Origin of the sequence: Methylorubrum sp. SL192 (genome assembly GCF_026672325.1) — a bacterium.
GTDB classification, from domain to species: Bacteria; Pseudomonadota; Alphaproteobacteria; order Rhizobiales; family Beijerinckiaceae; genus Methylobacterium; species Methylobacterium extorquens.
Genome location: NZ_JAPPQV010000003.1, coordinates 3,865,192 through 3,885,646, shown reverse-complemented (window position 1 = coordinate 3,885,646; position 20,455 = coordinate 3,865,192). Strand labels below are relative to the sequence as shown.

15 protein-coding genes are annotated in these 20,455 nt (G+C 71.3%); 5 read left to right on the top strand and 10 right to left on the bottom strand.

The features are described 5' to 3' along the window. Positions 1-126: 126 nt before the first annotated feature. From OVA30_RS18865 to OVA30_RS18850, 4 genes are all read right to left on the bottom strand, one after another. Positions 127-861 (bottom strand): sigma-70 family RNA polymerase sigma factor, encoded by a 735-nt coding sequence (locus tag OVA30_RS18865; protein WP_003604688.1) that lies wholly within the window; start codon positions 859-861, stop codon positions 127-129. Positions 862-1,108: 247 nt separating this feature from the next. Continuing rightward, positions 1,109-1,930 carry a class II glutamine amidotransferase gene (locus OVA30_RS18860; protein WP_003604686.1) on the bottom strand — a complete coding sequence of 274 codons (822 nt, stop codon included), beginning with the start codon at positions 1,928-1,930 and terminating at the stop codon, positions 1,109-1,111. Between the two features lie 58 nt (positions 1,931-1,988). Beyond that, positions 1,989-3,218, bottom strand: a complete 1,230-nt coding sequence (locus OVA30_RS18855; RefSeq protein ID WP_268176365.1) for a hypothetical protein — start codon at positions 3,216-3,218, stop codon at positions 1,989-1,991. Next, on the bottom strand, positions 3,215-5,143 hold the full coding sequence (locus OVA30_RS18850; RefSeq protein WP_268176364.1) for a quinol:electron acceptor oxidoreductase subunit ActD: 1,929 nt from the start codon (positions 5,141-5,143) through the stop codon (positions 3,215-3,217). The genes OVA30_RS18855 and OVA30_RS18850 overlap by 4 nt, the downstream gene beginning before the upstream one ends. A gap of 436 nt (positions 5,144-5,579) precedes the next feature. On the opposite strand from OVA30_RS18850, the gene OVA30_RS18845 reads away from it, so the two are divergent. From OVA30_RS18845 to OVA30_RS18835, 3 genes are all read left to right on the top strand, one after another. Further along, on the top strand, positions 5,580-8,183 hold the full coding sequence (locus tag OVA30_RS18845) for an ATP-binding cassette domain-containing protein (protein ID WP_268176363.1): 2,604 nt from the start codon (positions 5,580-5,582) through the stop codon (positions 8,181-8,183). A 125-nt stretch (positions 8,184-8,308) separates the two neighbouring features. After that, positions 8,309-9,499, top strand: a complete 1,191-nt coding sequence (locus OVA30_RS18840) for a L,D-transpeptidase family protein (RefSeq protein ID WP_268176362.1) — start codon at positions 8,309-8,311, stop codon at positions 9,497-9,499. A gap of 191 nt (positions 9,500-9,690) precedes the next feature. Continuing rightward, positions 9,691-10,596, top strand: coding sequence for an MBL fold metallo-hydrolase (locus OVA30_RS18835; protein WP_015824538.1), 906 nt, complete (start codon positions 9,691-9,693; stop codon positions 10,594-10,596). A 133-nt stretch (positions 10,597-10,729) separates the two neighbouring features. On the opposite strand, the gene OVA30_RS18830 is transcribed toward OVA30_RS18835, so the two are convergent. From OVA30_RS18830 to OVA30_RS18815, 4 genes are all read right to left on the bottom strand, one after another. Beyond that, positions 10,730-12,220, bottom strand: a complete 1,491-nt coding sequence (locus OVA30_RS18830) for an amino acid permease (protein ID WP_003605217.1) — start codon at positions 12,218-12,220, stop codon at positions 10,730-10,732. Positions 12,221-12,397: 177 nt separating this feature from the next. Beyond that, a complete protein-coding gene (locus tag OVA30_RS18825; protein WP_268176361.1) occupies positions 12,398-13,081 on the bottom strand; it encodes a TenA family protein in 684 nt (227 codons plus the stop codon). Positions 13,082-13,108: 27 nt separating this feature from the next. Further along, positions 13,109-13,798 carry a response regulator transcription factor gene (locus OVA30_RS18820; RefSeq protein ID WP_003605215.1) on the bottom strand — a complete coding sequence of 230 codons (690 nt, stop codon included), beginning with the start codon at positions 13,796-13,798 and terminating at the stop codon, positions 13,109-13,111. Positions 13,799-13,808: 10 nt separating this feature from the next. Then, the gene (locus tag OVA30_RS18815; RefSeq protein ID WP_268176360.1) at positions 13,809-15,296 is read right to left on the bottom strand and encodes an ATP-binding protein; all 1,488 of its coding nucleotides are present in this window, start codon (positions 15,294-15,296) and stop codon (positions 13,809-13,811) included. 502 nt (positions 15,297-15,798) lie between these two features. On the opposite strand from OVA30_RS18815, the gene OVA30_RS18810 reads away from it, so the two are divergent. Continuing rightward, entirely contained in the window at positions 15,799-16,641 is an 843-nt protein-coding gene (locus OVA30_RS18810; protein ID WP_268177515.1) for a hypothetical protein, read from the top strand. A gap of 112 nt (positions 16,642-16,753) precedes the next feature. Here the strand turns inward: OVA30_RS18810 and OVA30_RS18805 are convergent, their stop codons facing one another. Continuing rightward, complete coding sequence (locus OVA30_RS18805; RefSeq protein ID WP_268176359.1) at positions 16,754-18,460, bottom strand: DEAD/DEAH box helicase; 1,707 nt, start codon at positions 18,458-18,460, stop codon at positions 16,754-16,756. A 338-nt stretch (positions 18,461-18,798) separates the two neighbouring features. Beyond that, entirely contained in the window at positions 18,799-19,863 is a 1,065-nt protein-coding gene (locus OVA30_RS18800; protein WP_268177514.1) for an HD-GYP domain-containing protein, read from the bottom strand. Positions 19,864-20,030: 167 nt separating this feature from the next. Here OVA30_RS18800 and OVA30_RS18795 point away from each other — a divergent pair, with 167 nt between their 5' ends. Continuing rightward, entirely contained in the window at positions 20,031-20,447 is a 417-nt protein-coding gene (locus OVA30_RS18795) for an HIT domain-containing protein (protein ID WP_003603554.1), read from the top strand. Positions 20,448-20,455 lie beyond the last annotated feature (8 nt).

Here is a 20,455-nt window from a genome sequence, read left to right as displayed (position 1 = left end):
AGCGGGCCGATCACCAAGTCCCGTCGTCGGACCCGGCCCCATCATCGGGCAAACCGCTCGGCCTTTACCGCATCCGTCGCCACCGTTTCGATGGCGAGACGGTTCCGGCGTCCTTCGAGCCAACAATCAGGCGTCGGGCATCGCCGACTGGATGAGACGGTCGGAGGACAGGTCCTCCTCGTCATACCCGAGGAGTTCGGCGAGACGGCCGCGGGCGCGGCTGACGCGGCTCTTCACCGTGCCGACCTTGCAGCCCATGATGGTCGCGGCCTCCTCGTAGGAGACCCCCTCGGCGCCCACCAGCACGAGGGCCTCGCGCTGGTCCGGCGGCAGCTTGGCGAGCGCCGTCTGCAGATCCTCGACATCGAGCCGGTCGCCCTGATGCGGCGCAGTGGCGAGGCGGGCGGCGTAGGAGCCGTCCTGATCCTCGACCTCGCGCACGCGCTTGCGGTGATCCGAGTAGAAGATGTTGCGCAGGATCGTGAAGAGCCATGCGTTGAGGTTCGTGCCCGGCTGGAAGCGGGCGCGGTGCTGCCAACCCTTGAGCAGGGTGTCCTGCACGAGGTCGTCGGAGCGCGCCGGATTCGAGGTCAGCGACAGGGCGAAGGCGCGCAAGGACGGCACCGCGGAGAGCAGGCCGTTGCGGAATTCGGGATCGATCCGCTCGCCCTGCGCCTTGAGGGCCGCTTCGAGCTTGCCGATCAGCTCGGAGAAGCGGGACGGTGTGTCCTCCCCCGCGCCGAGCGTGTCGTACACGCTGCGCAGATGATCGCCGAGATGGCTGCGGATCGAGTCGGAAAGTTTGGGACGGCCGTCTGTCATCGCGGGACGATCCAGGGTCGCTTCGGTATCGTTACGCATCGGGCTCTTCGCGATCGGGACTTTTCGGCAATGCCGGCGCAGTGCCGCACACGGGGCAGGCCCCGGCACGGCCCTTAACATAGTTGTAGCGCATCGGCCCGATCACGCACACCCGCGCCACGCGAAATACTGCCACGCTTGCACACCAGACGGTAGTCTGTCGCCCGAAGAGTGAGATGATTCGCCGATCCTGTCGCTTGAATGCGGCAAATCGGCAGGCCCCTCCGCCTTTCCCGATCGATCGCCCTCAGGCTGCGCCGTGGATCTCCGGCATCGGACGCGCGCGCCGCCGCGTCGCGCCCTTCCGCACCCGCACCACCCCGTCGGTGAGAACGAGGGTGTCGCCGCGCTCCAGCTCGGTCCAGGTCTCGTCCCGGGTCAGCGCCCGCGTGGCGATCATGGTGACGATATCGGTCTCGGTGGTCTCCTGAGCGAAATCGACCCGCCAATCCTCGTCGATCAGCGTCGCCGTGCCGAACGGCGCCCGGCGGGTGAGGTAGCAGAGCCGCTTACCGCAATGGGCGTAGAGCACGCGGCTGTCGGACAGCAGCATGTTGAAGACGCCGCGCTCCGAAAGGATGAGGGCGTAACCCGCAATCGCCGCCTCCAGGGTCGCGGCGCGGGGCGGCTTGGGGAAGCGCTCCTGAAGCTGCGACAGCATCCAGCAGAAGGCGTGTTCGCTGTCGGTGGTGCCGACCGGCTCGAACCGGCCGAGCGGCAGCCGCTTCACGCCCTTGAGCTGGCCGTTATGGGCGAAGGTCCAGCGCCGGCCCCACAGCTCGCGGGAGAAGGGGTGGGTGTTCTCCAGGCTGACGCGCCCGCGATTGGCCTTGCGGACATGCGCGACGACGATGCGGCTCTTGATCGGATAGCGGCGCAGGAGCTTGGCGAGTTCGGAGCGGGCGCTGGGCTCGGGGTCGTGAAAGGAGCGGCAGCCGCGCCCCTCGTAGAAGGTGATGCCCCAGCCGTCGGCATGCGGGCCGGTCTCGCCGCCGCGCCGGGCCAAAGCCGCGAAGGAGAAGCGGATATCGGTCGGCACATTCGCGCTCATTCCGAGCAGTTCGCACATGGTGGCCGGGGTCTTCTGCGTCGCGCGCGGTAGGATCGAGAGAGGCGGGGAGGGGAAACTAGGAAGCTTCGGGGGGCGGAACAACCGATTTGCGGTGCATGTCCCCCGCCGCCGCGCCCGGTCGCCCGCGCGCGCGCTCGCGGCCCGGCCAGACGGGGGTGACGGCGAGACCCGGAATCAGGCGGCGGACCGCGGGCGCCAGTCCCAGGGCGAGCCCGATCATTCCGGCGAGCGCCAACAGGTCGGTGAAGCCGACGCGGAAGTGGCCGCGGAAGGCGGGCGTGACGAACCAGAACAGTTCGGCGAGATGGACCGCGACGGCGAGCGCCGCCACCAGCCGCGTGCGGTTCTCACCGGGACGCAGGGTCAGGATGGCGGCCAGCCCCACGACGGCGCCCGCGGACAGCGCCAGGGCGCGGCCGGAAAAGCCCGCGCGGAGCCGGTACCACGCGGCGGCCCCCGGATCGGCGGCGGCGCCGAGCATCAGGAACTGCACGACGTGCAGGCCGGCCCAGACGAGCAGCAGCACGGCGAGCGGCGTGAGGCGATCGTGGCGGCGCCGGGCGGGCCCGGCATCGGGCGGCGCGACGAGGATCGCGGCGGCGAGCGCCAGACTCGACCACGCCGCCAGCACTAGCAGGCCGAAGGCGCTGGCATGGAAGCGCAGGCCGGGATCGGTTCCGACCGACATGACGAGGTCGTCCGCGGCCAACGTGCCGACCACGGTGTGGAGGCCGAGGCCGAGCACGGCCCGCCCGTCGTCGATCCGACCGGCCTTGGCCCAGGGCTCGCCGCCGCGACGGGCGAAGAGCAGGGCGAGCCCGGTCCAGAGCGCGAAGTAGAGGGCGAGGCGGGCGGCGAGCAGCGGCGGTGCGACCCCGAACAGGGCGAGCGGCCCATCCGGCCCGGCGCTTTCCGGCGCCGGGTAGAGCAGGACGGCGGCCACCGGGATCGGCAGAGCGAGGATCGCGGCCACCGGCATCAGCACGAGCAGGCCGCGCAGGGTCTCCAGCAACGCGGTCTCGGGCTGCGGGCGCCACGCATCGGCCCGCTCGATCATGATGACGACGGGCAGCGCGCCTGCCGGCAGCGCGAGGAGGCAGGTCCAGGCAGCGAGATAGGACGGCGCGAGCCGGGGCAGCCCGGCATGGTGGAACGCCAGCAGCAGGCAGGCCAGCCCGGCCGCGAAGGCCGCCGCCGGGCGGCGGGCCGGATCGCGGAAATAGGCGCCGGCGGATTTCGCCCCCGTCGCCTTGCGGGCGGCGGCGCCCTTCTCCTCCGCGCTCACCGCAGCGGCTCCCCGGCGGCAAGGCCGTACAGTGCGAGGGGACGTCCCGCATCCGCCGGCAGGGCGTTGAGGCGCCGGGCGAGGGCCGCCGGAATGAACGGCGCGCCGGAGGGCTCGATCGTCAGGACGAAATGTCCGGCGAGGGCAGCGGGAGGGAGGCGGCCGGCCCGCCCGGCTCTCACGACGGAGAGGAGCGCGACCGCAAGGCCGAGCACGCCGCCCGCCGCCGCAGCGGAAAGAGCCGGCACCGCCGCCATGGCCCAGGATAACGGCCACGCGGCCGGCCAAGGCGTTGTCCAAGCGGTCGGCCAAGCAGGCGGCCAGGAATTCGGCCAAGAGAGCGGCCGGGCGAGGAGCGCCGCCACGCTCGCCGGCCCGTCCGGCATGTCCCCGGCAAGGCCCGCGATGCGGATGGCGAGGAAGGCCGCAAATCCGAGAAAGGCACCAAACAGCGCGAGGCGGTTCAGGCTCCGCTCCTCCCGATGCAGGGCAGCGGCGGCCTCCGGCATCGGCACCGGACCGAAGGCGTCGAGGCGCGGCGCGCGCGGCCCCGAGAGCCCACGCGCCGCCTCGGCCAGCCCGGCGTCCGAGGCGAAGATTGCGATGAGGCCAGGGGGCTGGCCAGGCGGTTGGGCAAGGGTCTGCACGGCGAACGGGCCCGGCCGGGCGTCCGGCGCGGTCTCCGGCACCCGCGGCGCCGCGTGCGCGTTCTGGGCGAGGGCGAGTTGGCGTGTCTCGGCGATTCCGACCGGCGGCACGAGGCGGAAGAGAAGCAACAGGCCGAGGACGAACAGCCCGGCGGAACCGAGGGTCGCGACCCCCGCGGTGAGGAGATCCGCCAGGGCCGCCCCCGTCGCCCCGATCCGCGTCGCGAGCACGTGATCCGCGCCGAGGCCGATGGCGACGAGTCCGCCGATCAGACCGAGGGCGAGGGCGCTGCGGCGGATGTCGGGGATCCAGAACAATTGCGTGGGGAGAAGCCCGGCGAGCATGAGTATCCAGAAGGCGGGCGCCTCGTCGCCGAGGAGCCGGCGCGTCAGGCGCGCCCGCTCGGCCGCGTCGCCGTAGAGAAGGGCGGTGACGATCTCGGTGACGTGGCAATAGAGGGCGGCCAGGCCGAAGGCGAGCAGCAGCCGGCCCAGGATATCGAGGTGCCGGCCGGTGATGAGGCCGTCGAGCCCGCGGCCTCGGCGCAGGGTCATGGCGAGTGCCGCGATCAGCCCGGCGCCCGAGAGCACCGCCTCGACCAGCAGGGCGACCGGAAGCAGGGTGTCGTGCCGGTCAGTGCGAAGGGCGGCCGCGAGTGCAAGGTCGATCAGCACCGCCACCGCCGCGAGAATGCCGAGCAGGCCGAACCCCCGGCAGGCCCGCTCCCAGGCGAGCCATTGCAGCGCCGAGCCGCACCAGCCGGCGGACAGCGCTCGGTAGAGGCGGGCGCGTCGGCGATCCGGTCCCGCGGCGTCGCGCAACACCGTCAGATCCGGCAAGAGCGCCGCCGCCCACAGGCCGAGGCTCGCCAGGAGCAAGGCCCCGAGGCTCACCGGATGGACCGGCACAGGGTAGAGCGCAGCGAGACCCGCGCAGAGCAGGGCAGCGGTCTGTGTCAGGCGGCCGATGCCGCAGCGCCACGCCACGCCCGCGAGCAGCAGCAGCCCCGAGATCAGCAGGCACCCCGCGGCGAGCCCGATCCACCACGCGGCAGCGGCCGGACCGAATACGGCGGGCGCAGCCGAGCGCAGGCCGGCCCAGACGAGGATCGGGACGAGCGTTCCGGCAACGGCAAGCCACCAAAGGCGGCCGGCCGGCGCGAGCACGCTCCCCGCGAGCGCAGCGGCGATCGACGCGACCGTCTCGTCGGGCCCGATCACCGGCGCGCCGTAGAGGGGAACGGTCTCGGCGGCAGGTGGAAACGCGCGTTCGGTCATCGGCTCAACGGTCGGCCGCGGGCTGCGCGCGGCTTCGATCCTGAAGGACAAAGGCGGGCGATGGTGTGTCTCGCACGGCCATCCGGTCTCGTCCGAAGGGAGGGTAGGGAAGGGCGCTGCCGAACGGGATGGCTGGGAAATGCGGGAAAGGCAGGCCCTCCGCCCGCGGAGTCGAACGCAGGCTGACCGCCATGTGCTCTCCCGCACCAAAGAGCAATGCCGCGGCGGGAATGCAATGCGACGCGCCAGCCGCGCGGGCTTGCGCCGCGGCGTTTCCGTGCGAAGAGGACGATCTGGCGAAGAGGACGATCCGTGACGGCCTCCTCACGCGCCGGCCCGCCGGATCGTCCTTCACAGCGCCGAAACCGTTCTCCGATGCCGCACCCCACCGCCGCGAATTCGTCGGCCACGGCTTGGCCGGGCGCCCGGAATGCCGATGGAGCGTGATCCCGTCCTGTTCGCCTGGGCCTCGTCGCCGCGTCGGCACGCGGCGGCGCTCGCGCTGGCGGTGGGCCTCGGCGGACCGCTGGCGCTGTTCGTGCTGCTGTGCCTGCGCGACCTCATCGCGGTGCTGACCCGCAGCAGCCCGGACTTCCTGCCCTTCCTGCGGATCGCCCTGCCGCTGCCGGGCCATCACGGACACGAAGCGCCGATCCTGTTCCCGGGCTGGAGCCTGCCGCCGACGGAATTGCCGCTGATCGCGCTGACCTCGCTCGCCGCCGCAGCCCTGCTGCTGGCCGCCCTCGGGGCTGCGGTTGCGTATCTCTGCTTCTCCGTCCAGGCCCGGGCCACGGCGCGGCTGCGGGCGCGGGCCACCGAGGCGATCCTCGCTTCGCCGCCCGGTGCCCGCGAGGATCTCCGGGCGCTGCCCGGCCTCGTCGGCCAAGCGCTGGCGCGGATGGGCCCGCTCGCGGCGGTCGGCATCGTCGTGCCCGGCCTGACGCTCGCCGCGATCCTGCTGGCCCTCGTCATGGCGGAACTCGCGGCCCCGCGCCTCGTGCCGGTGATCGCGCTGTTGCTCGCCGCCGTCGGGCTGGCGCGGGTCCTGCTCGCCAGCCGCACCGCCGCCCGGCGCAGCCTGCGCCTCGCCGACACCGCCGCGACGGAGGCGGGCCTGCGCGACCTGATCCGGCGGATGCCGGCGGTGCGCGCCCACGGGGCGGCGGCGTTCGAGCGACGCCGCCTGGGGCTGCGCGCACGGGCAGCGCGCAGCGCGCTGGTGCGGGCCGAGGCTCGGCTCGCCTATGCGCGGGCCCCGGCGCTCGCGCTTGTCGTGATCCTGCCCGCCCTCCTCGTGGCCACCGCCCTGTGGCAGGGCGAGGCCGCCACGGAGGCCGACAACGTCCTGCCCGGAGCGCTGGTCGCGGCGGCCGGCGCCTTCGCCCTGGCGGCAACCCTCGTCGCGATCAGCCTGCGCCTGTGGAGCCAGTATCGCGCGGCCGCCCCGTTGTTCCGCACCATTGCCGAGACGCTCGACGCCCTGAGCCCCCGCCTGCCGGGGAACCGGTCGCGCAAGGCGGTCCCATTCCCGGCGGCGGGCGCCCTCGTCGCGAAGGGCGTCGGCGCCTACGATCCCGGCAGCGGCGAGCGGCTGACGGGCGTTGATCTCGCTCTGCCGATGCCGGCGCATGTGGCGATCGTGGGTCACCGCGGCAGCGGATCGCGGGCGCTCGCCGCCCTGCTCGCCGGGCAGATTGAGCCCACCGCCGGCGCCGTCACCTATGGCGGCACCGACCTGCGCGCCTTCGACTCCGCCGAGCGCGCCCGGCGGATCGCGCTGGCCGGCTCGGAGGCGATCCTGATCGAGGGGACGCTGCGCCAGAACCTGCTCTACGGCGCCCGCAGCGGCGACCGCGAGGCCTCGGGGCTCGCCGAGCGCATCGCCATCCTCAAGCTCACCGGACTCGACGCCTTCGTCTACGAGCGGGGCTTGGAAGCCTCGGTCGATCCCGAGGACGATCCCGCCACCGCCGCGGCGGTCGTCGCCGCCCGCTGGGCCGTGCGCGAGGCGCTGGCGAGCGAGGGCATGGCCCGGCTCGTCGAGCCGTTCGACCCGGCCCGCTACAACCATCAGGCCGATATCGGCGAGAACATCCTGTTCGGCGAGGCGGTGAGCCCGGCCTTCTCGCAAGCGCGGCTCGCGGCCCACCCCTACCTGCGCGCCGTGCTGGAGGCCGAGGATCTCACGCGAACCCTGGTCGATGTCGGGCTCCAAGTGGCGCGCTCCACCGTCGAGATCTTTGCCGACCTGCCCGACGACCACCCGCTATTCGAGACCTTCTCGCTGTTTCCGGCGGCCGAGCGGGGCTATTTTGAGGATCTGGTCGCGCGCCAGCCCGAGGCCCGCGGTTTTCGGCGCGGCCCGGCCGGGCACCGCGACCGCGAGCGGCTGATCGGGCTCGCTTTGCGTTACAGCGAGACCCGCCACCGCTTCGGCCTGATCGACGAGGCGCTGGAACAGCGTCTGGTCGCCGCCCGCCACTCCTTCGCGGCGATGCTGCCACCGCGCTACCGCGAGAAGGTCGAGTTCTACGATCCCTCCCGGCTCACCGCCGCCGCGAGCCTGGAGGAGAACCTGCTGTTCGGGCGCATCACCCAAGGCGAAGCGGGCGCCGAGGGGCGGGTGCGCGCTCTGGTGCGCCGGGTGCTCGCCGAGCAGGGGCTGGAGCCCACCGTCTACCGGCTCGGCCTCGCGGCGCGGATCGAGGCGGGCGTGGCGGTGGCGGGCCAAGGCCAGCGCGCGATCCTGGGGGAGGGCGCCATCGGCCCGCGCGAGCGGGTGGCGATCGAGTTCGTGCGCTGCCTCGTGCGCCGCCCGGACATCCTCGTGGTCGGCCTCTCCCTCGACGACCGCAAGCCCGACGAGATCACCGCCCGGATCGAGCGCCTGCGGGCGCTGCGCGCCGGGGCGGCGCTGATCGTCTGCCTGCCCGATGAGGACACCCTGAACCGGCAGGCGCCGTTCGACGCGGTGCTGCGGGTGGAGCGCAACACGGTGGTGAGCGGCGATCCGCAGGAAACCGAGGCGGTGACCGTCTGAGCGCTTCCCTTTCCCGCAAAACCGCCCCAAAGCTTGTGCACGATCCGGTTCCGTCGCCCGCGGGCGCCGCCGGTCGGCCTCGATCGAGACGGTGCATGCTTCCCCCGAACTGCTCTCGAGGCTCTGTGAGATCCTTCCTCAGAACCTTGATTCCGGGGCTGGTCGGGTTGGCGATCCTCACCGCGTCGGACACGCTCGCCCGGGCCGACAAGGCGAATGCGCCGATCCCGGCCGCGACGCTTGCGCTGATGGCTGCACGCGGCACCAACGCCGCCTCGCCGATCGTGCTGCGGGCCTACAAGAAGGAATCCGAGATCGAGGTCTGGAAGCGCAACGCCAGCGGGCGCTACGTGCCGATCAAGACCTATCCGATCTGCCGCTGGTCCGGGCAGCTCGGGCCGAAGACCAAGAGCGGCGACCGGCAGACGCCGGAGGGGTTCTACACGGTGGCGAAGAGCCAGATGAACCCGAACTCGCGCTACTACCTCTCCTTCGACGTCGGCTACCCCAACGCCTACGACCGGGCACACGGCTCCACCGGCTCGGCGGTGATGGTGCACGGCGTCTGCTCGTCGATGGGCTGCTTTGCCATGACGGATGCGGTGGCGGGCGAACTGTTCGCGATCGCCCGCGAGGCGTTCGCCGGGGGGCAGGGCGCGTTTCAGTTCCAGTCCTTCCCGTTCCGGATGACGGCCGCGAACATGGCCCGGCACCGGACCGACCCGAACATCGCCTTCTGGCGCCAGTTGAAGGAGGGTTCGGACCGCTTCGAGGCGACCGGCGAGGAGCCGGCCGTGAGCGTCACGAGCGGCCGCTACACCTTCGCGCCCTCGCGCGATCCGGCCAAGGAAGCGGCCTTCAGCGCCCTGCACAAGGACGAGACTGACCGCATCGCCGCCCTGGTGGAGGAGGGCGCGGCGGCCGTGCGCACGACCTATTCCGATGGCGGCCAGCACGCCTTCTGGGCAGCGCGGATCCTTCAGGGGCATCCGGTGGGCGACATCAGCCGGCCGGAGGCGCTGGCCTATGCCGGCCAGGAAGTCGTGCTGATCCCCGCCCGCCGCAGGGCGCCGCCACCGCCGCCCGTACCGGACGCCGTATGGACGGCCTGGATCGGCACGGCCAGCCCGTCGCTCACCGTGCGGACCGCAGGTGTCGTGCCGCCCTACGCCGCCGCGACCGCCCGCATCACGGCACCGGTCACGCGCTATGCGCAGACCTGGCCGAGCTTCGCCCGCGCGGCGATCGAGCGTACGCTGCCGCCGCCAGACCTCGCCCCTTCGCAACCCCCGATTGAGAAACTTGCCCAGCGCTGACTTGGAGCCGCTCAAAACGGCGTGTGCGAGCACGCACACAAACCCGAATGGCGGCCCCCCATCTCCGCACTGTACACTCGGAGCCTGAAGAGGGGCCGAAGAACAGCCGCGGATCCATAGCGCGGATGCGTGCGGCGGCACCACTACCACCAGAGAAAGCCCGGCCCGAGGCCGAGCATTGGTACCGATCCATGACCCTGCCATATCCAGCCAAGGACGATTCCCTCGTCCTGCGTTTCTGGGGCGTCCGCGGCTCTACGCCGGTCAGCGGCCCGGAGAACGCCGAGTTCGGCGGCAATACGCCGTGCCTGGAGATCCGTTGCGGGGAACGTCTGTTCGTGATCGATGCCGGCTCGGGCCTCGGTGCCTTCGGGCGCAACTGCTGCGAGAGCCTGCCGCAGGATATCGACCTGCTGTTCAGCCACCTGCATCTCGATCACACGGCGGGTCTGCCGTTCTTCAAACCGGCGGTTCTGGACGGCGCCCGCACGATCCACACCTATTGCGGCAATCTCGATGGGGCCAGCGCCGAGGACGCCCTCGGCCGGCTGTTCTCGCCGCCGCTCTTTCCCGTCACGCTCGACGTGCTGCCCTGTTCCTTCGCGCATCACGGCTTCCGCGCGGGCGAGCCGCTCACCTTTGCCGACGGCATCCGGGTCGATACGATTCTGCTCGACCACCCGCAGGGATCGACCGGCTACCGCTTCGACCATGGTGGCAAGCGGCTCTGCATCATCAGCGACATCGAGCACGGCGTGAACTGGCCCGATCCGGACCTGTGCCGCTTCGTCGAGGGGGCCGACCTCCTCGTCTATGACGGCATGTTCACGGAGGGCGAGTATCCCTGCTGCAAGGGCTGGGGCCACTCGACCTGGCAGAAGGGCGTGGAACTGGCCAAGGGCGCGGGCGCCAAGGCGCTCGCCATCATCCACCTCCATCCCTGCCATTCGGACGTGCAGTTGCGCTCGGTCGAGGCCGAAATGCAGGCCGAGATGCCCACCGCCTTCATCGCCCGCGAGCGGCAGTCGATCGAGGTGGGCCGGCCGCTCGTCGGCCTCGCCGAACCGCCGGTGGTGGCGCTGGCACGCCGGGCCTGAGGCGGCCCGACAGCCCGTGATCTCGGCGCCGGCCCTGTCACCTCCGGGGACGGATCACCATGCCGAAGGAAGCATCATTACCCGGCAGGCGCGGCCCCTCTCCCAGGCGGGAGAGCGGCCGCAATCGGTATCCTTACAGAGCCGAGGTCGCGTTCGCCCCTTCCTCGCGGCCGATGCGGCTGTGCTTGCGGCTCCAGGCGAAGTAGATCACGAGGCCGATCGCCAGCCAGATGATGAGGCGCAGCCACGTATCGCCGTCGAGCGAGACCATCATACCGAGGCAGAACAGGGCGCCGAGGATCGGCACGAACGGCACCAGCGGGGTGCGGTAGGCGCGCGGTGCGTCGGGCTGGGTGCGGCGCAGGATGACGACGCCGGCGCAGACGAGGATGAAGGCGAGCAGCGTGCCGATGCTCGTCATGTGGCCGAGTTGCGAGATCGGCAGGAAGCCGCCGAGCGCGCTCGTGAACACCATGAAGAACAGGTTCGAACGGTAGGGCGTCTTCCACTTCGGATGGATCGCCGAGAAGAAGCCCGGCAGCAGCCGGTCCTTCGACATGGAGTAGAACACCCGGCTCTGGCCGAGCAGCAGCACGAGGATCACGGTCGAGAAGCCGCAGATCACGCCGAAGGTGACGAGGCTCTTCAGCCACGGAAAGGGCGTCGCGGCGATCGCGGTGTTCACCGGGGCGGCATCGCCGCGCATGGCTTCGTAGTGGACGAGGCCGGTCAGCACGCCCGCAAACGCGATGTAGAGCACCGTGCAGATCGCCAGCGAGCCGAGGATGCCGATCATCATGTTGCGCTGGGGGTTCTTGGCCTCCTGCGCCGCAGTCGAGACCGCGTCGAAACCGACATAGGCGAAGAACACCACGCCGGCCGCGCGCATCACGCCGCTCCAGCCATACTCGCCGAAGGTGCCGGTGTTGGCCGGCAGGAAGGGGTCGTAGTTCTGCGCCTTCACGTAGAACAGGCCGACCCCGATCACGATCGCCACCACCGCGAGCTTGAGCAGCACCACCGCGCCGTTGACGCGGGCGGATTCGCGGATGCCGATCATCAGCAGGGTCGAGGCCGCCACCACGATCAGGATCGCCGGCACGTTGACGATGCCATGCGCCAGTGTGCCGTCGGCGAGCTGGTAGGTCTCGAAGGGCGAGTGCACGAGCGAGCCCGGCAGGTTGATGCCCAAGGTGTCACGCATGAAGCGGGCGACGTAGCGCGACCAGCTCACCGAGACGGTGGCCGCCCCGACCGCGTATTCGAGCACGAGATCCCAGCCGATGATCCAGGCGATGAACTCGCCCATCGTGGCGTAGGTGTAGGTATAGGCCGAGCCCGCCACCGGGATCATGCCGGCGAGCTCGCTGTAGCACATGCCCGCAAGCGCGCAGCCGATCGCCGCGATGGCGAAGGAGAGCGTCACCGCCGGCCCGGCATGCTCCGCCGCGGCGATGCCGGTGAGCGAGAACAGGCCCGCCCCGATCACCGCGCCGATGCCGAGGCCGATCAGGCTCCAGGGACCGAGATGGCGTTCCAGCTTGTTCTCGCCGGATTCGGCGTCGGCGTTGAGCCGTTCGAGCGTCTTGATCCGGAAAAGGTCACTCGCCAAGCCTGACGCCATATCTGCCCCAACCCCCTCGTACCGGCCGAACTCCTCTGACGGAGCGGCCGAATTCTCACACAGATGAATCGTGAAACCGACGCGGGCGCAACGGCCTCAGGCGACATTGCAGTGCAAGGACCCGGCCAAGCTGTCACGCGAAGCGGCCGCGCCGAGGTCCGTGGCGGCGATCCCAGCTCACAGCGCCCAGGTGAGATCCCGGTAGGCGCTGTCCCAGAAGCCGAATTCGAGGCGGGTCGCGTGGGTGTAGGCCGCGTGCATCCGCGCGCGCAGGGCCGGGGAGGCGTCGGCGGCCGCCTCGTCGGTCGCGGCGATCATCGCGGCCACCGCCTCGCCGAACTCCTCGCCGGCATAGGTGTCGATCCAGGCGCGGTAGGGATTGTCGGGCTTGGCGCGGGCGAAGATGTCGCGGCCGACCTCGGCGTAGATCCAGAAACAGGGCAGAAGCGCGCCGAGTACGACTTCGTAGGGCTCGGCATAGGCCGTCGCGATCAGCCACGCGACGTAGTGGTCGCAAGCCGGCGAGAGGGGCGTTGCGGCAAACGTCCCGGCATCGATGCCGTATTCTTGGAAGAAGCCGCCATGCAGCGCGCGCTCGACCACGATGGCGGTCTCGGCGCCGCGGGCGAACTGCACGATCCGGTCGGGATGCGGCGCCTTGGCAGCGGCGAGCGCCAGCGCCCGGCCGAAGCCGATCAGGTAATGCGCGTCCTGCACGATGTAGCGGCGGAACCGCTCGCGACTCAGGGAGCCGTCCGCCAGTTCCGCGTTGAACGGCATCGTGCGGATCGTTTCAAAGGCCGCGAGATTGCGGGCCCAGGCTTCCTGCGAGAAGCGCCCGGCTGAGAGGTCTTCGGCCAAGGGCGGCGCTCCGTCTTGTGAAAAGGCTCAACCCTGCCGCTGCGCCTGAGTCACCGCGACGTGGATCAGTTCGGCCAGCGTGCGCACCCTGAGCTTCTGGCGCATCTGCGAGCAGGCATTGGTGACGGTCTTGTAGCTGACCGAGAGGTCGGCGGCGATGGCTCCGTAGGACTTGCCCTGGGCGAGGCGCGCCAGGATCTGCTGCTCGCGCGGCGTGAGCTGCGTCTCCGGGGTGCGGCGCGGGTCGGCGCGCAGCATCGCGACCTCGGTGGCGAGCCGCCGGTCGAGATAGACCTCGCCCGCGCGCACCCGCTCGAAGGCCTGGAACAGCTCGTTCGAAGCGTGATCCTTCAGCACGTAGCCGAGCGCCCCGGCCTCCAGCGCCCGCGAGACGATGACGGGATCGTTGTGCATCGAAAACACGAGCACGCGGGTCTCGGGCTCGATGGCGCGCATGCGCCGGATCAGGGCGAGGCCGGCGAGGCCGCTGCCCTGGAAGGTAAGATCGCAGATCACCACCGGCGGGCGCAGGCGGTGGAAGGCGCGGTAGCCGGAGACGACGCCGGTCGCCTCGACCACGGTCTCGATTCCGGCATCCTCCAGCACACGGCGACAGCCCTGGAGGACGATCGGGTGATCGTCGATGACCAGGACGGGGGTGGCGGCACCCTTGCTCGACGCTGCTCTCATCATGGGGCTGCTGACCGGCGCGTTCATCGTACACGCATCACTTGGGTTGCGGCGCGACGGGCGGAGGCGGAACCTCGCTGCCGTCGCGCTCGGGATCGATCGGGAGGGTGATCCGGACAACGGTTCCGGAGGCGTTGTTGTCAAGAGACGCCGTATCGAGACTGAAATGACCGCCCAGCGCCTCGACCCGCTCGCGCATCCCCGACAGGCCGAGGCCGACACGGTGGCCGGGCGTGATCCCGGTGCCGTCATCCTCGACGCTCACCCGCAGGACCGTCAGGCCGGCGGCGTCGGTCTCCTCCGTCGCGCGGGCCCGGACGTGGCGGGCAGCGCCGTGGCGTACGGCGTTGGTGCTGCTCTCCTGGATGCAGCGGAACACGGTGAGATCGACGATGTCGCCGTAGCCGCGGGCCAAGCCCTCGAACGCGCCATCGAAGGCGGTCTCGGGATGGCGCCGTCGGAAGTCGCGGAGCAGCAGGTTGAGGCAATCGGTCAGCGGCACCTCGCCGAGCCCGTGCGGGCGCAGGCGGTTGAGAAGGTCACGGTTGAGGACCTGAACCTGGCCGACGATGCTGCCGATGTCGCCGGCCCGCGCCGCGAGCCGGCCGCGGTCGATCTCGCCGGGGCTGGCGGCGAGCCGCGCGACGGAGGCCGCGTTCGCCTCAAGCGCAAACAGGCACGGGCCGAACTCGTCGTGGAGTTCGAGGGCGATGCGGGCGCGCTCGTCATCCTGGGCCGTCAAGAGTTGGCGGTTGAGGCGGCCGTTGGCGGCCCGCGCGTCGAAGAGCGCCCCGGCCACGCGGTTGAAGCGCTCGGCGATCACCGCGAGTTCGCGGGAGGCGGGCGGGTCGAGATGGGCGGTGTAATCGTGCCGCTCCAGCCGGTTCAGCCCGTCAGCCAGGCGTCCGAGCGGCCGCAGGATGCGCCCGAGCGCCAGGGTGAGGGCAGCCAGCACCGCGAGGTTCAGGATCAGGCTGGCGAGCGCCAGCGAGCGGGCATAGCCCCAGACTTCCTCGATCTCGTCCAGGGGCTGGGTCGTGATCGCGGCGGTGCCGATCCGCTCGCCCTTCACGACGATGGGCAGATCGTGCTGGCGCGGCTCGGGGGCGATCAGCCGGACGAACCAGCGCGGCGCCGTCCGCTGCTCGCGCGCCTGCTCGGAGGGACCAAAGCCGACACGCTTGCCCTCCGCATCGAGGATGGTCACGCGGACATGGCGCAGGGCCTGAAAGCGCAGGTCGAGGGTGTGGAGCACGCTCTCGGGGCTTGGGCTGCGCAGGGAGCGGATGGTATCGGCGACCAGGGGCTCGACGGTGGCGAGACCGGCCGCGGTCTCGACCTGCACGGCGCTGCGCGCGGTCAGCACGATCACGCCGCAGGAGGCGAGGGCGGCGACGATGTCGATGGCGAGCACGACCAGGATGAGCCGCGTGCGCGTCGGCCAGCCGGCCCAGAACGGCAGCCCCGTGCCGTCGGCCCGATCCTGCGCCTTGTCGAGGTTGGGATCGGCCACGCTTTGCGCCATCAGGGGCGTCGGGGAAGTTTGCGTCGCGGCGGGAATCGGCACGGGCCCTCGCGGTCGATCAGTCCGCCATACGCCGACACGAGCAGGCCGGATCCGGGACCATTCGGCAAACCGCCATCGGTTAAAAGGCTCAGATTTCTACTCTTTCGGCACGGCGGCACCGTGGCCGATCGCCGGATGATTGTCCATGCCGGGGCCGCGCCGCAGGGTCGCGCGGCACACTGATGTTTTTCTTATGATCCCGCACGACCAACCGCGCACCGCATCGATCCGGTTACACGCTCCGTTAAACCGGCTCGGCTAAGGTCGATTGCGAGAACTCATCGCGATGAGACTTGCCCGGCGCGCGCCTGTCCCGATCAGGTCCGGCCGCCCTGGAGTTTCCGCCAGATTCGTGTGGGTGGACGGCGCCTGAATTCTCAACAGGCGACGCCGGACATCTTGCCGCCGCATTGCCGAGGCCGTCTTGTTGCAGGGCTACAACGTGCAAGAGGCCGACCGCATGTCGGTGACGATTCACCCATCTCAAACCCGGCCGGCCGAGAGCAGGGCTCCGGCCCGTCGCCGGCTGCCCGTCATCCTCGGCGCCGCGGGCGGGAGCGCTGCCCTCCTCGTCTTCGCCGTGGGGGCTTTCGCGTTCTTCTCCGATCTCGCCGATCCCAGGAGCCGGCCGGCGCGGATCGCACCCGTCGCCTCGCAATGGCCAGACCTGAAGGACGGCGTTCCGGCGCTGGCGCCGGCCTCCGTCGGGTTGCCGGAAGCGCGCCGGGCCAGCCTGCCGGCCGCGGAACCCGTCGCACCGGCCGCAGCGCCACCGCCCGCGCCGGTGGCGGCTGCAACGCCGGAGATCGCCCCACCGGTCCGGGCGAACCTGCCGATCGAGCCGGCACCCACGGTTCCGGCCGCGGCCCGCACGGCGGCCGCGCTCGCCCCCGCCAAAGTCACTGTGCCGCTGCCTCCGAGCCGGAGCGAGATGGTGCAGGCGAAGACGGAACAGCCGGCGCGTTTCGTTTCGCTGCCCGCGAAGACGAAACCCGAGATCGCCAAGGTCGAGGCCAAGGTCGAGGCCAGAACCAAGACCGAGACAGCCAAGGCTGAAACCGCCAAGGTTGAGCCGGCGAAGGCCGATCCCAGCCGGAAGCCCGCGCCCGCCGTCCGCAACCGCGCCACGGAAGCGCGGCCGACGCAGACCGCCTCGGCGCAAGCACCCGCCGCGCGACCGGCACAGGACGCGGCGGAAGAGCCGGAACTGCTCGGCGTCAAGATTCCCGGCGGCCGTCAGATCCGCGACGGCTGGGATGCCGCCGTGAGCGGCCTGCTCGGCGGCAAGTCCGGCGGCGAATAAGCCCGGCGGCGAGTAAGGCCAAGCTCAAACGAGCCGGACGCCGCCATTACGTTTGCACCCCCGAAATCGTCGCCGGGGCGGCTTTCTTGCCCCGGCGCCGTCGCGAGGCGGCTCAGCCGCCCCGGCCGGTTTTGGTCGCCTCGCGGCGATGGCGCTGGGCGCGGGGGCTCTTCGGTGCCTTGGCGGCGGCCGGTCCATCCCCCTGCATCCGCTCGACGCGGACATCGGCGGGCCCACGCCGGGCGAAGGACGCGGCGAAGTCATCCGCCGCGCTGGCACGGACCTCGAAGGTCGTCTCGTTGTCGAAGATCCGGATGGAGCCGATATCGCCCCGCCCGATCTGCCCGCGGCGGGTCAGCATCGGCAGAAGGCGGCGTGGCTCGGCCCGGTCGCGGCGGCCGAGATTGAGCCGGAACCACGCCGCCGGCTCGTCGTCACCGACCCGCGACGCGCCAACCGGCACACTGCTGCGGGAATCCGGACGCCGGCTGGTCTCGTAGGCCGGATCGCTCACCTCCTCCGGCACGGGGATGCGCGAGCGGTAGAGCCGGGCGAAGGCCGCGGCCAGACGCTCGGGCGGGCAGCGCTCCATCAGCGCCTCGGCCCATTCCCGCTCCCACTCGCGGTCCTCTTCCGTCTCGGGCTCGGCGAGCAGCGGATCGGACATCATCCGCTCGCGGTCGAGGATGCGGATTTCGTCCGCGTTCGGCGGGCCGCTCCAATCGGGACTGACCTTGGCGATGGCGAACATCTGCTCGGCCCGCCGCCGCTTGGCCGCCGGCACGAGCACGACGCTCGTCCCCTTGCGGCCGGCGCGGCCGGTGCGGCCGGAGCGGTGCTGCATCACCTCCGCATCGTGCGGCAGGTCGGCGTGGATGACGAGGTCGAGCCCCGGCAGGTCGATGCCACGGGCGGCGACGTCGGTGGCGACGCAGACGCGGGCACGGCCGTCGCGCAGGGCCTGGAGCGCGGCGTTGCGCTCGCCCTGGCCGAGTTCGCCCGAGAGCGCCACGGCGGAGAAGCCGCGCTCGGTCAGCGAGGCCTGGAGATGGCGCACGCCGTCACGGGTGTTGCAGAACACGATCGCCACCGGCGCATCGACGTAGCGCAGAATGTTGACGACGGCGTGCTCGACCTCGCGCGGCATCACGCGCACCGCGCGGTAGACGATGTCGGCATGGCCGCGGGTCTCGCCGGCGACCGCGAGGCGCAGGGCGTCGCGCTGGTAGCTCTCGGCGAGTGCGACGATGGCCTTCGGCAGGGTCGCCGAGAACAGCAGGGTGCGCCGGTCCTTCGGGGTCGATGCCAGGATGAATTCGAGATCCTCGCGAAAGCCCATGTCGAGCATTTCGTCGGCCTCGTCGAGGATGACGGCGCGAAGACCTTCCGTGACGAGCCGGCCGCGCTCCATGTGGTCGCGCAGGCGCCCCGGCGTGCCGACGACGATATGGACGCCGGCCTCCAGCGCGCGGGCCTCGCGGCGCGGATCCATGCCGCCGACGCAAGGGACGATGCGCGCGCCGGTCTGCGCGTAGAGCCAGGTCAGCTCCCGCTGCACCTGGAGTGCCAGCTCACGGGTCGGAGCGATGACGAGCGCCAGCGGCGCGCCGGGCGGCGGCAGCGCCTCGTCTTCGCCGAGCAGCGTACCGGCGATGGCGAGACCGAAGGCAACGGTCTTGCCCGATCCGGTCTGAGCCGAAACGAGCAGGTCGCGCTCTGGGACGGCATCGAGCACCGCCTGCTGAACGGGTGTCGGCTCGGCATAGTTGCGCTCGGTGAGCGCCCGCGCCAGGGGGGAGGGCAGAGACGGAAATGGCAAGGGAGATGCGCCTTAAGAACCGGCGCATTCGCACCGGTACACGCGAACCGGCAGACGGCCGGATCGGAATTCGGATGCCGTTTCTAACGCCAACCGGGCGCGGAGACCACTACCTGCACCGCGCAGCGGCGTTGCACGGTGCGGATTACGCGGGCGAACTGGCGCGGATGCCCCGGCCTTTTCGAGAAGATCGCCTCACGTTGACGGTTCGTGGCGATATCCCGCCCTGTGCCCGCACCGGAGCCGGTCGTCGCCGATACCAGTCCCAGTCGCTCCAGGGGCGGGCGCTTCTCGACGGCATCGCCGCGCCCAACGACGGCGGATCGGCCGAGCGCGTCCTACGCCGCCCGCTCCTCCACCAGGGCGACGATGTCGTCCCAGCGCGAGAGGAAGGCGGTGACGCAGTCCGGATCGAAATGCCGGCCTGCCTCCGCCTCGACATGGGCGCGCGCCCGTTCCAGGGACCAGGCGGGCTTGTAGCTGCGCACGGAGATCAGCGCGTCGAACACGTCGGCCACCGCGACGATCCGGCCGGAGCGGGGAATCTCCTCGCCCTTGAGACCGCGGGGATAGCCGCTGCCGTCCCAGCGCTCATGGTGGGTCAGCGCGATCTCGGCGGCGATCTGGAGCAGGCGCGAGGGGCTGTCATGCAGCATGTGGTAGCCGCGCAGGGCGTGCTGGCGCATCTCCTCCCACTCGTCGGGGGTGAGGGGGCCGGCCTTCATCAGGATGTGGTCGGGGACCGCGATTTTGCCGATGTCGTGCATGGTCGAGGCCAAAGCCACGTCGTCGGCCTCCGCCGACGACAGGCCGAGTCCCTCGGCCACCGCGATGACGCAGCCGGCCACGCGGGTGAGATGGTCGCCCGCCCGGTCATCGCGGAACTCGGCGGCCAGCATCAGGCGGCGGATCAGCTCGCGCTCACGCGCCGAAGCGTCGGCCACCGCCCGTGCCGCGTCGCGCCGCATGGCGCGCGCGCGATCGTCGCTCTCCCGGCGCGCCAGGGCGAGTTCGATCAGGACGCCGACCCGGTCCTGAAATTCCAGCGCGTCGAAGGGCTTGGGCAGCGTGTCGGTGGCGCCGGCCTCGCGGCCGATCCGGCGCAAGGTCCGGGCGTCGCCGCCGGCCACGAGCAGGACCGGCGTGCGGACGAGGCTCTCCTGCTCCCGCAGGGCGCGGATCAGGGCCGGGGCGTCGAACCGCTCGGGCTCGGCCTCCAGCACGATCACCTCAGGGGCTTCGGCGATCAGGTCGTCGATGACATGGCCCGAGACCGCGAGGATGCGGGCGCTGCAGGGCTGCCCGCGCAAAGCGAGGACGAGGGGAGCTGGGGTCCGCGCCGCCACGATGGCGACCACCGCGTCACGGCTTCGCTCCCCGCTTCCTTGCGCGCCGCCCGTCATCGCGTCATCCACGGCGATCCCGGCACGGCCCTCCGCCCGCCGACTCCCGATCACCGCCCCCTGCGTGCCAGAATATGGTTAACCAAAATTTGACACAGCGTGACCAACCTTCGCGCGGCCGCGCCGACCGGGCCCCACTTTTCGGGCCGGCGCGCTAGATTCCCGGCATGACCGACGCCTTCCCCCTCGATCCGCGGCTCGCCGCCGACACTCATGCCGTGGGCGATCTCGCCCTCTGCTCCGTCCTGCTGATGGACGATGCACGCTTCCCGTGGCTGATTCTGGTGCCGCGGCGGCCGGGCTTGAGTGAACTCACCGACCTCACGCCGGAGGATGCGAGCCTCGCCTTCGAGGAGACGCGGATCGCGGTCAGGGTGATGCAGGCGCTCGCCCAGCCGGATAAGGTCAACGTCGCCAGCCTCGGCAACGTGGTGGCGCAGCTTCACATCCACGTCGTGGCACGGTTCCGCTCGGACCCGGCATGGCCGGGGCCGGTCTGGGGCGTCGGCGAGCGCAAGCCCTACCCGCCGCATGCCCGCGCCGCCCTGCTCGAACGGGCCGCCGCCCTGTTCATGGCCGCGTGAGGCGCCCC